Here is a 15,122-nt window from a genome sequence, read left to right on the forward strand (position 1 = left end):
GGCTTCCGATGATCATGTATCCACTTGCGCTGCGGCTCGCCGGCCGGCGTGTGCTGGTGGTCGGTGGCGGGGCGGTGGCGACCCGGCGGGTGCCGGCGCTGCTCGACGCGCAGGCCCGGGTGGTGGTGGTCGCCCCCGCGCTGACCCCGGCGCTGCGGGCACACGTCGACGCGGGCCGGTTGGAGTGGGTCGCTCGGGAGTTCGCACCGGCCGACCTCGACGGGGCCTGGCTGGTACAGGTGGCGATCGACGATCCGGCTGCCGCCGAGGCGGTCAGCGCGGCCGCGCTCGACCGGCGGATCTTCTGCGTACGCGCCGACGACCGGGACGCCGCGACCGCCTGGACCCCGGCGGTCACCCGGTACGGCCCGGTCACCGTCGCGGTGCTCGGCGGGGGCAACCCGCGCCGGGCGGTGGCGGTCCGGGACGCGATCCGAGAAAAACTGGTCAGCGGAACCCTCAGCGTCGGCGGCGAGCCGGACGAGGCCGTTGCCGGCGGCAGCGGCGTGCCGGCGGGGCGGGCCGGCGGCGACGGGTCGGAGCCGACCACCACCGCCCCTCCGGCAGTGGCCGGCCCGGTCGGCCGGGTCGCACTGGTCGGCGCTGGCCCCGGCGACCCCGAACTGATCACGGTTCGTGGCCGGCGGCTGCTCGCCGAGGCCGACGTCGTGGTCGCCGACCGCCTGGTCCCCGGATTGCTCCTCGACGAGCTGCGGCCCGATGTCGAGCTGGTGGACGCCACCAAGATCCCGCACGGTCCGGCCGCCACCCAGGAGGAGATCAACCGGGTACTGGTGCAGCGGGCCCTGGCCGGTGCCCGGGTGGTACGCCTCAAGGGCGGTGACCCGTACGTCTTCGGCCGGGGCGGCGAGGAGGTGCTGGCGTGTGCCGCGGCCGGGGTACCGGTGACGGTGGTTCCCGGGGTGACGAGTTCGGTCGCCGCCCCGGCGGCGGCGGGTGTCCCGGTGACCCACCGAGGTGTGGCGCACGAGTTCACCGTCGTCTCCGGGCACCTCCCGCCGGGACATCCCGACTCCCTCGTCGACTGGTCGGCGCTGGCCCGGCTCCGGGGCACCCTGGTCGTGCTGATGGGGCTGAGGAACCTGCCGGCGATCGCCGCCGCTCTGCAAGCGCACGGCCGGCCGCCGGAAACTCCGGCCGCCGTGGTGCAGGAGGGCACGACCGACGGTCAGCGGGTACTCCGGTCGACGCTGGACGCGGTCGCGGCCGAGACGCACGCGGCTGGCTTCCGCGCCCCGGCGGTGGTGGTCTTCGGCGAGGTGGCGACGACACTGGCCGGAGTTCCGGCCGGAACCGGAACCGGAACCTCCGCAGCCCCGGTCGCCTGACGCGTCCCGGTCGCCTTCAGGCACTGGTTGAAGTATCTTTACATATCGATTCCGCTGGGCGAAACTTATCGCCATCACTGGATGCCGGGCGCGACCTGCGTGCGGCCGGGGCGGTGCGCCGACGTGCGGCGGGTCGCCCCGGCCGGTCGGCGCTGGGTGCGTGCCACCATCAGCACTCCGCCGGGCCGGCCGACGATAGGAGTGCTGGCGATGGCACGAGGTGGGACGGGCGCGCGGCGACTGCTGCTGACGGGCCTGCTGGCCCTGCTCACGACCGTCGGCTCCGGCGCGGTGGCCGGTGCGGCGCGGCCGCCGGCCGTCGGTGTGTCGACGGCGGGTGCCCGATCTGCGGCCGGCGGAGCGAACGGCGTCCGGAGCGCCGCCGCCGACTGCCCGGTGGGGGAGAACCCGAAGCGACAGCTCCGAGGAGCCTGGATCGCCTCCGTCTCCAACATCAACTGGCCGTCCCGAGCCGGGCTCACCGCCGCCGCGCAGCAGGCCGAGCTGCGCAACCTGCTCGACCAGGCCGCCGCCCTGCGGCTCAACGCGGTGTTCCTGCAGATCCGACCGGCCGCTGACGCGTTCTGGCCGTCGCCGTACGAGCCGTGGTCGCAGTATCTGACCGGGAGCCAGGGCGGGAATCCCGGCTACGACCCGCTGGCCTTCGCGGTCGCCGAGGCACACGCCCGCAACCTGGAACTGCACGGCTGGTTCAACCCGTACCGGGTGAGCACCCAGGGCGATCCGACGAGGCTGGCCGCCGGACATCCGGCCCGAACCAACCCGAGTTGGGTGGAGCGTTACGACGGCAAGCTCTACTACAACCCTGGCGTGCCGGCCGCCCGGCGGCACACCGTCAACGCGATCATGGACGCGGTGACCCGGTACGACCTGGACGGGGTGCACTTCGACGACTACTTCTACCCGTACCCGGTGAGCGGGCAGACCTTCCCGGACGCCGCCGAGTACGCCGCGTACGGGGCGGGCCGGTCGCTCGCCGACTGGCGGCGGTCCAACGTCGACACCCTGGTGCAGGAGGTGGGTACCCGGATCCGGCAGGTCAAGCCGCACGTCAGGTACGGCATCTCGCCGTTCGGCATCTGGCGCAACGCCGGGACCGATCCGCTCGGCTCGGCCACCACCGGCCTGCAGTCCTACGACGCCATCTACGCCGACAGTCGCAGGTGGGTGAAGCAGGGCTGGATCGACTACGTGGCACCGCAGCTCTACTGGACGATCGGCTTCGCCGCCGCCGACTACGACGTTCTGGTGCCCTGGTGGTCCGAGGTCGTCGCCGGCACCGACGTGCAGCTCTACGTCGGGCAGGCGGCGTACCGGATCGGGGAGTGGGGTGATCCGGAGGAGATGCCGGACCATCTGGTACGCAACCGGAGCCACCGGGTCTCCGGCGACATCTACTATTCGATCGAGCAACTGCTGGCGAACCCGCTGGGCTTCACCGACCGACTGCGGACCGACTTCTACCGCTATCCGGCGCTGGTGCCGGTGAACACCCGGCTCGGTGGGACGGCGCCCGGCCCGGTCCGGTCACCGGCCGCCCGTCGGGTCGGCACCGGGGTGGAGCTGACCTGGTCGGCCCCGTCCGGCGGCACGGCGCCGGCCTACTACGCGATCTACCGCGCCGACGCCGCCGGCTGCGGAATCGACGCTCCGCGTAACCTGCTCCGGCTCCAGCGAGCCGGCTCCGGCACCCAGCGCTTCACCGACACCGCTCCGCCCCCGGTCGGCGACCCGGCCTACCTGATCACCGCCGTCTCCCGCCTGCACCACGAGAGCCAGCCCGCCGCCGCCGGAACCTCCGCGCCGGTCGGCTGACGCTGGTCGCCTGCTGTAGTGGCCTCACGGAGGCCGTGAGGCCACCACAGCACTCAAGCGGCGGTGTCACCGAAGAAGCACGATGTCACCCGGCCGCGCGATCGTCACGCCTTGACCATGTCGTCCAGCAGGAGGGCGCAGCGGATCAGGCCGAGGTGGCTGTAGGCCTGCGGGTGGTTGCCCAGGCCGCGCTCGGAGATCGGGTCGTACTGCTCGGGGAGCAGCCCGGTCGGACCCGCCGTGTCCACCATCTGGCTGAACAGCTCCTCGGCGTCGGAGCGTCGACCGGTACGCAGGTACGCCTCGATCAGCCAGGCGGTGCAGATGTGGAAACCGCCCTCCCGGCCCGGCAGCCCGTCGTCCCACCGGTAGCGGTAGACGACCGGGCCGCTGCGCAGGTCTGCCTCGACCTTGAGCACGGTGGCCAGGAACCGGGGGTCGTCGTCGGGGAGCAGGCCGGACAGGCCGATCCAGAGCGAGGAGGCGTCCATCTCCTCGTCCCCGTACGCCACCGTGTAGGCACCTGCCCCGGCGTGCCAACCGAACTCCAGCACGTTGTGCCCGATCCGGTCGCGCAGTTCGACCCACTCCTGCCGGTCGCCGTCGCCGTGCCGCCGCACCACGTGCAGCGCCCGGTCCACCGTCATCCAGCACATCACCTTGGAGTAGACGTGGTGCCGGGGAGGCAGCCGGGCCTCCCAGAGCCCGTGGTCGGGTTCGTGCCAGCGCCGGGCGACCGCCTCGACCATGTTCTCCAGCACCCGCCACTCGGTGTCGTGCACCGCGCCGCGCAGGTCGGCGACGGCCGCCAGCAGGTCGGCGATCGGCCCGAAGACGTCGAGCTGGAGCTGGTGGTTGGCGAGGTTGCCGACCCGGACCGGCCGGGAGCCGGCGTACCCGGGCAGGGTGTCGATGACCGCCTCGGCGCCCAGCTCGTAGCCGTCCACCGTGTAGAGCGGGTGCAGCCGCTCCGGGTGCCCGCCGGTGCGCTCGACGCAGCCGTCGACCCAGCGCAGGAAGCCCTCGGCCTCGTTCAGCGAGCCGAGGTCGACAAGCGCCCGGGCGGTCATCGCGGCGTCCCGGAGCCAGCAGTACCGGTAGTCCCAGTTGCGTACCCCGCCCAGTTCCTCGGGGAGCGAGGTGGTCGCGGCGGCCAGGATGGAGCCGCTGGCCTCGTGCACCAGGCCGCGTAGGGTCAGCGCGCTGCGCCCGACCATGTCCCGGGCCGAGGTGGGGAGCCGCAGTCCGGCGACCCAGTCCCGCCATGGCTGCTCGGCCATCGCCTGCCGCTCGTGCACCGGCACCCGGTGGTGGTCCAGGTTGTGCGAGCCGAACCGCAGCTCGCAGCTGATCGAGCCGCCGGCGGCGGCCAGATCGACCACGGCCCGGGCGGTCTCGTAGCCGCCGTCGCTCGCGATCTCCCACTCGACCCCGGGGGAGTAGAGCGCGATCGGCTCGTTGGAGCCGAGCACCAGGAGTCCGTCGCCGAGCGGCTGGAGCTGGACGGCGACCTGGCCGAACTCGGGGCGGGGGGCGAACTCCAGCCGGGCCCGGCCGGCGCCGGTGAGCACCCGGACCAGGGTCGAGTCGCCACTGATCACGGCCGATCCGGCCGGCACGCCGCCGGTGGACGGCCGGTCCAGCCAGTCGGTGACGGTCAGCCCGGACCAGCGGGTCTCCACCGTCATGGTGCCCGTCCGGTAGCGCTGGCCGAGCGGCAGGCCGCCGCGTTCCGGCGCGACGCTGAAGTAGCCGGCCGGGTTGCCGCCGACCAGGTCGGCGAAGATCGCCGGGGAGTCGGGCTTGGGGTGGCAGAGCCAGGTCAGGCTCGCCTCCGGGGTGACGAGTGCGACGGTACGCCCGTTGGCCAGCATCGAGTGCCGCTCGATCGGTACGGCGCGCTCGCCGAAGAGCCAGTTGCGGCGTACCTCCAGCAGCAGCCCGAGCACCCGGGCGGCGTCGACCGGCTCGTCGATCCGGTACGCGGCCCGGGTCTCGCCCGGACCGATCTTGATGCCGACGTCCGGCCCCTGCAGCTTGGCGAAGGCGTTCTCGTCGGTGACGTCGTCGCCGAGGAACAGCGCCGCGCTCGCCGAGAGCTGGGTACGGAGCTGTTCGAGCGCGGTGCCCTTGTCGGTGGGAATCACCGACAGCTCGATCACCTCCTTGCCCCGGGTCACGGTGACGTCGGCCCAGATGGCGGGGCCGGCGTCCACCGCCGCGACGACCTCGGCGGCCACCTCGGGGTCGGCGCCCCGGGTGTGTACCGCGATGCTGGCCGGCTTGGTCTCCAGGCGTACCCGGGCCCTGCCGGCGACGATCTGGCGCAGCTCGTTGCGGAGCCGGGTGCGTACCTCGATCAGCTCGGGGGAGAGCCGCTCGACGAAACCGATATCGAACTCGGAGCCGTGGCTCCCGACCAGATGCACCTCGCTGGGTAGCCGGGAGAGGGTGGCCAGGTCACGCAGGGCCCGCCCGGAGACCACGGCGACGGTGGTCTGCGGCAGCGCGGCCAGCGCGCGTACGGCGGCGACCGACTCGGGCAGCGGCACGGCCTTGGTCGGGTCCTCCACGATCGGCGCGAGCGTGCCGTCGTAGTCGCAGGCGACCAGGAGCTGTGGTACCCGGGCGATCCGGCCGATCGCGGACCGCAGTTCGGGGTCGATCACGTCGAGGGTGCGGGGACCCCCGTCGAGCAGGGAGCCGGACTTCACTCGTCCTCCGTCTCGGGTACGCCCAACTCGTTGAGGAAGGAACGGGCCCAGTGCCCGACGTCGTGGGTACGCAGGTGGCGCTGCATGATGCGCATGCGGCGCCGGGCCTCGACCTTGTCGACGTGGACCGCGCGCAGCAGCGCGTCCTTGACACCGTCCGGGTCGTGCGGGTTACAGAGGAATGCCTGGCGCAGCTCGGTGGCGGCGCCGGCAAACTCACTGAGCACGAGGGCGCCGCCCGAGTCGGCGCGCGTTGCTACGTACTCCTTGGCCACCAGATTCATTCCGTCTCGCAGCGGGGTCACCATCATCACGTCGGCCGCGCAGTAGAGCGCGGCCAGTTCACTGCGACTGTACGACTGATGGAGGTAATGGACTGCCGGTACACCGACACGGCCGAATTCGCCATTAATTCGACCAACTTCACGTTCCACCTTGACCCGGAGTGCCTGGTAGTGCTCCACCCGTTCCCGACTTGGCGTAGCAACTTGCACCATAACCGCGTCGGGAACTGTCAACTTTCCGTCAGACAGCAACTCGCGGAACGCCTTGAGCCGAAGTTCGATCCCCTTGGTGTAGTCGAGCCGGTCCACCCCGAGGATCACCGTCTTCGGGTCGCCCAGCTCGGTACGGATCTGCTTCGCCCGGGCCTGCACCGTCGGGTCGACGGCCATCCGCTCCATCTCGGCGACGTCGATCGAGATGGGGAAGGCGCCCGCCTTGACCTGCCGGCCGTCCACCTGGATCATCTGGCCCTGGTAGCGGAGGCCGAGCAGGTGCCGGGCCAGCCGGACGAAGTTCTGCGCCGCCAGCCGCTGCTGGAAGCCGACCAGGTCGGCGCCGAGCAGCCCGCGCAGCACCTCGGCGCGCAGCGGCATCTGCATGAAGAGTTCGATGGGCGGGAACGGAATGTGCAGGAAGAAGCCGATCCGCAGGTCGGGCCGGAGTTCGCGGAGCATCGCCGGCACCAGTTGGAGCTGGTAGTCCTGCACCCAGACCGTCGCGCCCTCGGCGGCCACCTCGGCGGCGGCCTCGGCGAACCGGGCGTTCACCAGCCGGTACGCCTCGCGCCAGCGCCGCTTGTAGGCCGGAGTCTCCACCGCGTCGTGGTAGAGCGGCCAGATCGTGGCGTTGGACTGGCCCTCGTAGTAGCGTTCGAGCTCCTCCGCGCTCAGCGGCACCGGGTGCAGCCGGATCCCCTCCAGGTCGAACGGCTCCGGCGCGGCGCCGACCCCGCCGGCCCAGCCGACCCAGGTGCCCTGGTGCTGGGCGAGCACCGGATGCAGGGCGGTGACCAGTCCTCCCGGGCTGCGACGCCACTGGCGTCCCTCGGGTGTGGTCACCTCGTCGACCGGCAGGCGATTCGCAACGACCACGAACGAGCTACGTACGGTCACAATCAGTGCACCTCCGGTGATGACGGCTGGTCCACCGCTGAGCGTACTGAGCGTAGCTGCGGTGCCTAACCCCCAGTGCCACAGTTACTGCCCAACGAGACGGGGTGGAGAAACACAAGGTGATCATGGCCACCCGCTCCGCCGGCCCGGCGCAGCCGCCAACGGCGGCTCCGGCGGCGGCTCGGGCGCAGCCTTGACGGCGGCTCCGGCGGCGGCGCCGGGGCAGCCTTCGGCGGCTGCGGTGAGGGCTGCGGTCGGGCCCGGCGGAGGGTGATGTGGGCGGGCCGGGCCGGACCTGTCAGGATTGAGGATGGCGCTCTCCGCCGCACCGCGTGGCCGGCGTGACCCGACACCGCGGTCCACAGCAAGCCCGACGTCGTGCTCGGTCGAAAACACGGCAGCCGGGGACATCACATCCGTGGGAGGTAGGCCGCACCGTGGCCCAGTACATCTACGTCCTGGAGAAGGCGCGCAAGGCGCACGGCGACAAGGTCGTGCTGGACAACGTGACGCTGAGCTTCCTGCCGGGGGCCAAGATCGGTGTGGTCGGTCCCAACGGCGCCGGCAAGTCCAGCCTGCTCAAGATCATGGCGGGCCTGGACCGGCCGAGCAACGGCGAGGCCCGGCTGATGCCCGGCTACACCGTCGGGCTGCTCGCCCAGGAGCCGCCGCTGAACGACGCGAAGACCGTGCTCGGCAACATCGAGGAGGCGGTGGCGGAGACCAAGGCCAAGCTGGAGCGGTTCAACAAGATCGCCGAGCAGATGGCCACCGACTACTCCGACGAGCTGATGGCCGAGATGGGGCAGCTCCAGGAGGAGCTGGACCACGCCGACGCCTGGGACATCGACTCCAAGCTCGAACTGGCGATGGACGCGCTGCGCTGTCCGCCGCCGGACGCCGAGGTCACCCAGCTCTCCGGTGGCGAGCGGCGCCGGGTCGCGCTCTGCAAGCTGCTGCTGGAGGCGCCCGACCTGCTGCTGCTGGACGAGCCGACCAACCACCTGGACGCGGAGAGCGTGCAGTGGTTGGAGCAGCACCTCGCCAAGTACGCCGGCACGGTCATGGCGATCACGCACGACCGGTACTTCCTCGACAACGTCGCCGGCTGGATCCTCGAACTCGACCGGGGCCGGGCCGTCGGCTACGAGGGCAACTACTCCACCTACCTGGAGAAGAAGGCGGCCCGGCTGGCCGTCGAGGGCCGCCGCGACGCCAAGATGAAGAAGCGGCTGAGCGAGGAACTGGAGTGGGTCCGGTCCAACGCCAAGGCCCGGCAGACCAAGTCCAGGGCCCGGCTGGACCGCTACGAGGAGATGGCGAACGAGGCCGAGAAGACCCGGAAGCTGGACTTCGAGGAGATCCAGATCCCGCCGGGCCCTCGGCTGGGCAACACCGTGATCGAGGTGCAGGGGCTGCGCAAGGCGTTCGGCGAGCGGGTGCTGATTGACGATCTGAGCTTCTCGCTGCCCCGCAACGGCATCGTCGGCATCATCGGCCCGAACGGCGTCGGCAAGACCACCCTGTTCAAGACGATCGTCGGGCTGGAACAGCCGACGGCCGGCTCGGTCAAGATCGGTGACACGGTCAAGCTGTCGTACGTCGACCAGAACCGGGAGGGGCTGGCCGGCGACAAGACCGTCTGGGAGGTCGTCTCGGACGGGCTGGACCACCTGATGGTGGGCAAGGTCGAGATGCCGTCCCGGGCGTACGTGGCGGCCTTCGGGTTCAAGGGTCCGGACCAGCAGAAGCCGACCAAGGTGCTCTCCGGCGGCGAGCGCAACCGGCTCAACCTGGCACTGACCCTCAAGATCGGTGGCAACGTCATCCTGCTCGACGAGCCCACCAACGACCTCGACGTGGAGACCCTCTCCTCGCTGGAGAACGCGCTGCTGGAGTTCCCCGGCTGCGCCGTGGTCATCTCGCACGACCGGATGTTCCTGGACCGGGTGGCGACGCACATCCTGGCCTGGGAGGGCGACGACGAGGACCCGTCGAAGTGGTTCTGGTTCGAGGGCAACTTCGAGGCGTACGAGAAGAACAAGATCGACCGGCTCGGCGCGGAGGCAGCCCGACCGCACCGGGTCACCTACCGCAAGCTCACCCGTGACTAGTCCGGTGCGGGCCCGGCCGGAACAGGCGGCGCGGGTGGACGGGCGGCGGTTCGGCTACGACTGCGCACTGCGCTGGTCCGACCTTGACGCGTACGGGCACGTCAACAACGCCCGCTTCCTCACCCTGTACGAGGAGGCCCGGGTGGCGCTGATGTTCGCCGGCGGCCGCGCCTGGGGCGTGGGCTCGTTCGCCGACGGCGTGGTGATCTACCGGCACGAGATCGACTACCTGCGTCCGGTCGGGTACACGCTCGACCGGGCCGCCGCCGAGTGCGCCCCGACGGTACACATCGAGATGTGGGTCGAGGATCTGCGGCAGTCCCGGTTCACCATCGCCTACGAGCTGTTCGACGGTCCGGTGCTGGCCAGCCGGGCCCGGTCGGTGCTGGTGCCGTTCGACCTCGACCAGCAGCGGCCGCGCCGGCTGACCGACTCCGAACAGGAGTTCCTGCGGCGGTACCTGATCGAGCCGGAGACCCGGGACAAGCCAGCGTAGGGAGCGAGTCGGTGCCGGCGGTGGAGAACGCTTCGGATGGTGCGGCAGTGGCGGCCGGGAACGGACACGGGCTCTCCGGCCTGCCGGACGCCGGTGCCTTTCTGGCCCGGTTGACCCGGCTCGACCCGGGTGCGGTGGTCCGGCTCCGGTCCGGGTCGCCCGGCGGGGCGGCCGGTGGTCCGGACCGGACAGTGCTCTGGGCACGGCTGCCCTGGGACGTGCTGGTCGGCCGGGTGGTCGCCGGGGCCGGTCCCGGCGACGCCACGGTCTCCGCCGCCGAGCTGCTGGCCGAACTCGGCCGCGGTGGTGCGGCGCTGCCCCGACGCCGGGACGCCGACTGGCGCTGGCCGGTGCCGGGTGGGCCCGGGACGGTGGTGGAGACGATCGCCGGTGCCGAACTGCGCCGGATCGCGGTCGCGGCCGCGCAGACCCTGCGCGGGGCCGCCGCCGAGGGCGTCGCCGGGCGGGCGGTGGGTCAGCGCGCGGTCCGGGACGCCCTGCTCGACCATGTCGCGGTGGTGGTGACCGGACCGCCGTCGACCACCGATCCGATGCCCGCCCCCGGCGCCGTTCCGGCTTCCGGCCCAACCGGCGCCGATCCGGTGCCGGTACCCGGCACCGTCGGTGCCGGTCCGGCTTCCGGCGGCGGCCGGATCGAGATCTCTCAACGGCTCGTCCAGGCCATCGTCCGGATGGGCTTTCTCGGCTCCTCCGGCTCCGCCGGGCAGGACGCCGTACAGGTCCGGATCATGGGACGTTGGGTTGGCTTGGCCGCACCATTCGGAGTGGCATGGTCACAGAAAGTCAGTCAGCTTGCGATAAAACCGGCGCGTGATCACCCGAACGGCTGATGAGGCATGGTCCATCCGTCCTGGGGCTGTAGTTGGGGGGGTGCTTCAAGCCGGCTGTACGGGTACCGTCGGGCCTCGGATCCAACGCAACGTAGGCACGTGGATCCGCTGGGGAGTGAGGTGCGCAAGCGATGCCGTGGTGGTCATGGCGCCCCGGCCACGCCGGTGGCGGCGAGCCGGAAACTCGAAGCAGGATCCCGTCGGACGGCGCAGTCCGAGTCGGGCCGCCAGCCCCCCGGGAGCCGGAACACGACTCCCGACCGGAACCCGATGCCCGGCCGGGGGACCGGGCTTCGATCAGGGAGATCCCCCCGGTGATCGCGCCGGTGACGCTACGCCGGGTCGGTGACGCGCTGGACCTGCTCGACGTGCGCTACCTCGCCGACGGCGACGGCAGCCTGCTGGCCATGTGGGAGCGGCACGCCGTGCTGTTCGCCCTGGAGGGGCCGGACGACGAGATTCTCGTGATGCGGGCCCGTCCACACTCCACCGTGCCGCCGGACTGGGCCGACCGGGCCTACCGGGTGGTCAACGAGTGGAACCACACCCGCCGGTTCTGTAAGGCGTACGTCGGTGACCCCACCGAGCGCGGCCAACTGCCGATCTACGCCGAGTTGCAGGTGCCGTTGAGCGCCGGCGCGCACGATGCCCTGCTCGTCGAGATGCTGGACTGCGGCGCCGCGGTGGCGACCACCTTCGTCGACTGGCTGCACGACGAGGGCGCGCTGCTCTAGGCGCGACCGGCTGCCGGGGCCGACGCTCAGTGCGCAGCCCCCGGCGTCTCGTCCATTGTGTTGACCATGAAGTAGGCGGCCCGTTCGAGGTACTGCCACAGGGTCGCGTCCTGCTCCGGCGACAACTCCAGCCGGTCCATCGCCCGCCGCATGTGTCGCAGCCAGGCGTCCCGCTCGACCGGCCCGACCCGGTACGGCGCGTGCCGCATCCGCAGCCGGGGGTGCCCCCGCTGCGCGGAGTAGGTGTTCGGGCCACCCCAGTACTGGATCAGAAAGAGCCTCAGTCGATCCGCCGCCGGGCCGAGGTCCTCCTCCGGGTACATCGGCCGGAGCACCGGGTCGGTGGCGACACCCGCGTAGAACTCGTCGACCAGTCGCCGGAAGGCGGGCTCGCCACCGATCTCCTCGTAGAAGGTCGGTGACGGGCGGGTCTGCTCTCGCTCACCTGCGGGATTCACCGCTCCATCCTGCCATCCGGTTCGGCGATCGACCGCAGCCGGAGCCGTCCCCCGGGTGCGGGGTGCCTCACACCGTGCCGACCGCCGCCCTGGCGCGGGGCACAGACGGCCCCGAGCTGCCCGCCTCCGCCTCGGACGGCCCCGAGAGGCCCAGAAGATGCCCGCTGCGCCTCAGACAGCCCCGATGCCCGCCTCCGAGGAGGGCGGCCGGGGATTGGGCGGGGACGTACGCCCCGGCCGGGCCGGGGCCGACTCGGCCGCGGCCTCCCGCTCGGCGGAACGGCGCTGGGCCGCCGTGATCGCCGCGTCGAACCGCTCGGACCGCGGCCAGTGCAGTGCCAGCAGCAGCATCAGCAGCACTCCGGCGGCGCTCCACAGCCCCACCACCCCGGGAATGGTGAACCGCTCGGCCAGCAGGCCGGTGGCGAGCACCGCGACGCCCTGCACCACCTGTACGCCGGTGTTCATCACGCCGTTGGCCCGGGCCCGGTAGCCGTGCGGCAGAGCGAGCACGAACAGTCCGTTCGTCACCGGCAGCAGCCCGGCGACCGCGAAGCCCGAGACCGCGGCCAGCAGCGCGACCACCGCCGGCGGTGGGTTGAGGAGCGCGGGCACCAGGGCCAGCGGGGCGAGTACCGCGAACGGTCGCACCAGGGCGCGGCGCAGGTCCGGCCGGACGGCCCGGCCGACCAGCAGGCCACCGACGATGAAACCGGCCGGTGCGGCGACCATGATCAGCGCCTGGGTGGCGCTCCGCTCGGCGCCCGTGCCCGCGAACTCGGTGGCCCAGGCCGCGGCCAACCCCTCCGGGACGATCGCGAAGAGCATCGCGCAGAACACCATGATCGCGATGGCCCGCAGCACCGGGGTGCCGAATACCAGGGCGAACCCGGCGCCGGTCTCCCGGAGCAGGTGCCGCCGGCCGTGCTCGGGCGGCACGGCGGGCCGGTGCCGGACGCCGAACCAGAGGATCGACGCGGAGACCCCGAACGCGGCGGCGTTGAGGAGCAGGGCCAGGGCCGGACTGTAGAGCGCGATGCCGGCCCCGACGGCATAGCCGAGGACCTGTGCCGCCTGGCTCGCGCTGCCGTGCAGGGAGAGCGCGACGACCAGCCGGTCCCCGGTGAGCAGGAGCGGGAGCATCGCGGACCGGGCCGCCTGGCTGGGCGGATTTGCCAGGGTCGCCGCGAAGAGCAGGGCCAGGATCACCGGCGTGTCCAGCCCGTCGATCGCGATGGCCGCGTACAGCGGCAGCCGGATCAGGTCGCAGATCACCATGACGGTCCGGTACGGGTACCGGTCGGCGAGGGTGGTCAGCAGTGGGCCACCGACCAGCCACGGCAGGTAACTGGTGGCGAAGGCGGCCGCGGAGAGGGCGACAGACTGGCTCTGCTGGTAGACCAGCAGCGTGACGGCGGCCTTGGCGAGATAGTCCCCGGTCCAGGTCAGTACGGTGGCCGCGAAGACCGCCCGGTATTCACGCTGGGCGAACACTTCCCGAAAGGTTGCCTGCCGCTCAGGAGTGTGTGTCTCTTCGGACACCGGTGGGCCTCCATCGTTCTCGACCGCTGACCAAATGTGATGGGGCTGCCGGGAACGTTAGACGTTCGGATCAGCAAGGTCTTCATTACGCTCCGGGAGGGAGCTAGTTCTGGATTCTGCCCGATCGTATGACGACTGGCTAGGGTAAACGGATAGATCGTCGCATCTCCGACTGGTCGAACGGACGATACCGGACCGCCCACACGGTACGCGACCCCTGACAGCCGGCTCTCTGGCCGGACCATCCGGTACGCCCACGACACCGTCCGGCGTAGGTGGCCCAGCACCGTTCCGGGTAGCCGGCCCGGCTGTGCCGGCCTAGCCGGCCGGGTTGTGCCGCTGGCGGGTCAGGTCGCTCCACCCTGGCCGGTCTCGCCGTCGCCCGGCGGGGTCGACGGCCGGGGGAACATCCTGGTCGCCGCGATGCCGGCGGTGATGCCCGAGTTCTCCAACGCCTCGGCCAGCCGGCGGCGCAGTTCCCGGGCGATTGCGAACTGCCCCTCGGCGGTCGTCTTGGCGACCGTCCGGATCACCGAACCGTCCACGGTGATCTGCTCGACCCCGACGACCTCGGGCGGCTCCACCAGTTCCGGTGCGAAGTCCGGGTCGACCGCGACCGAGGCGGCGGCGGTCCGCAGTACCGCCGTGGCCTCCTCGGTACGGGCGAAGCCGATCGGCATGTCCACCACGACCATCGCCCAGCCCTGGCTCTTGTTGCCGACCCGGATGATCTCGCCGTTGCGGATGTACCAGACGACTCCTCGGGCGTCCCGGACGGTGGTGATCCGCAGACCGACCGCCTCGACCACCCCGGTCGCCTCGCCGAGGTCCACCGTGTCCCCGACCCCGTACTGGTCCTCCAGCAGCATGAAGAGCCCGCTCAGCAGATCCTTGACCAGCGTCTGGGCGCCGAAGCCGAGGGCCAGGCCGGCGATGCCGGCACTGGCCAGCAACGGGGCCAGGTCGAAGCTGAGTTCGCTGAGGATCTGTAGCGCGGCGATCGCGAAGACCACCGCGGTGGTCGCGCTGCGCAGTACCGAGCCGATCGCCTCGGCCCGCTGCCGGCGCCGTTCGGGTACGACGGCCTGTGGGTCCCCCGCGGCACTGGGCGTACGCTCCCGCAGCGGCCGGAGCACCGTCGGGATCCGGCTCTCCGAGGTGCTTCGTACCAGCCGGTTGATGGTCCGGTGCAGCAGGAACCGCAGCAGGACCGCCACCAGCAGGATCAGCAGGATCGTGGCCGGCTTGATCAGGAAGAGGTTGCTCCCCTCGGCGAACCACGCCGACCTGGTCACCCGGTAGACCTGATCGCAGAGCGGGTTGTCCAGGCAGCTCGGCGTGGGGTCCGGCGTCCCGGGGGCCGGCGTCTCGGCCAGCGGCATTCCGAGCACGGCGGCGGTGATCAGCGTCGCGGGGTTCACGAGTGCCTTCGTACCGTACCGGCGTCCGCCCGTCTCGGCCGACCCGCCGGCCGGTGGCCGACGGCGCTCGCGTCGTGGGGCGCGCCCGCGCCGACGTCCGGCGGGGTGGGGGACGGAACCGGTCATCCTGCCACGGGACGTGAAAGCTTTCTGCGGGACCCCGGATTAGTGCGTGCAATCGCGCCAGCTATCGGGGACTATTGGCGCACG

Annotated in this window: 11 protein-coding genes; 6 read left to right on the forward strand and 5 right to left on the reverse strand. The window is 71.7% G+C overall.

What is annotated here, in order from left to right:
- Positions 1–8 precede the first annotated feature (8 nt).
- Both cobA and EV371_RS13645 read left to right on the forward strand, forming a co-directional pair.
- On the forward strand, positions 9–1,349 hold the full coding sequence (gene cobA / locus EV371_RS13640) for a uroporphyrinogen-III C-methyltransferase (RefSeq protein WP_130462377.1): 1,341 nt from the start codon (positions 9–11) through the stop codon (positions 1,347–1,349).
- A gap of 210 nt (positions 1,350–1,559) precedes the next feature.
- Positions 1,560–3,185, forward strand: a complete 1,626-nt coding sequence (locus EV371_RS13645; RefSeq protein WP_130462378.1) for a family 10 glycosylhydrolase — start codon at positions 1,560–1,562, stop codon at positions 3,183–3,185.
- A 104-nt stretch (positions 3,186–3,289) separates the two neighbouring features.
- On the opposite strand, the gene otsB is transcribed toward EV371_RS13645, so the two are convergent.
- A complete protein-coding gene (otsB, locus tag EV371_RS13650; protein ID WP_130465881.1) occupies positions 3,290–5,884 on the reverse strand; it encodes a trehalose-phosphatase in 2,595 nt (864 codons plus the stop codon).
- Between the two features lie 11 nt (positions 5,885–5,895).
- Positions 5,896–7,296: a trehalose-6-phosphate synthase gene (locus EV371_RS13655; RefSeq protein ID WP_130462379.1), complete on the reverse strand. Its 1,401-nt coding sequence runs from the start codon at positions 7,294–7,296 to the stop codon at positions 5,896–5,898.
- 437 nt (positions 7,297–7,733) lie between these two features.
- Here EV371_RS13655 and ettA point away from each other — a divergent pair, with 437 nt between their 5' ends.
- From ettA to EV371_RS13675, 4 genes are all read left to right on the forward strand, one after another.
- Positions 7,734–9,410, forward strand: a complete 1,677-nt coding sequence (gene ettA / locus EV371_RS13660) for an energy-dependent translational throttle protein EttA (protein ID WP_130462380.1) — start codon at positions 7,734–7,736, stop codon at positions 9,408–9,410.
- Between the two features lie 34 nt (positions 9,411–9,444).
- Positions 9,445–9,906: a thioesterase family protein gene (locus EV371_RS13665; protein ID WP_130465882.1), complete on the forward strand. Its 462-nt coding sequence runs from the start codon at positions 9,445–9,447 to the stop codon at positions 9,904–9,906.
- Between the two features lie 47 nt (positions 9,907–9,953).
- Positions 9,954–10,757 carry a DUF8185 domain-containing protein gene (locus tag EV371_RS13670; RefSeq protein ID WP_130462381.1) on the forward strand — a complete coding sequence of 268 codons (804 nt, stop codon included), beginning with the start codon at positions 9,954–9,956 and terminating at the stop codon, positions 10,755–10,757.
- 131 nt (positions 10,758–10,888) lie between these two features.
- The gene (locus EV371_RS13675; protein WP_130462382.1) at positions 10,889–11,491 is read left to right on the forward strand and encodes a YbjN domain-containing protein; all 603 of its coding nucleotides are present in this window, start codon (positions 10,889–10,891) and stop codon (positions 11,489–11,491) included.
- A gap of 26 nt (positions 11,492–11,517) precedes the next feature.
- Here the strand turns inward: EV371_RS13675 and EV371_RS13680 are convergent, their stop codons facing one another.
- From EV371_RS13680 to EV371_RS13690, 3 genes are all read right to left on the reverse strand, one after another.
- Complete coding sequence (locus EV371_RS13680) at positions 11,518–11,949, reverse strand: globin domain-containing protein (RefSeq protein ID WP_130462383.1); 432 nt, start codon at positions 11,947–11,949, stop codon at positions 11,518–11,520.
- 171 nt (positions 11,950–12,120) lie between these two features.
- Positions 12,121–13,491, reverse strand: a complete 1,371-nt coding sequence (locus tag EV371_RS13685) for an MFS transporter (protein WP_130462384.1) — start codon at positions 13,489–13,491, stop codon at positions 12,121–12,123.
- A 347-nt stretch (positions 13,492–13,838) separates the two neighbouring features.
- Positions 13,839–14,873: a mechanosensitive ion channel domain-containing protein gene (locus tag EV371_RS13690; protein ID WP_130465883.1), complete on the reverse strand. Its 1,035-nt coding sequence runs from the start codon at positions 14,871–14,873 to the stop codon at positions 13,839–13,841.
- Between the last annotated feature and the right edge of the window lie 249 nt (positions 14,874–15,122).

Source organism: Plantactinospora sp. CNZ321 (genome assembly GCF_004217235.1).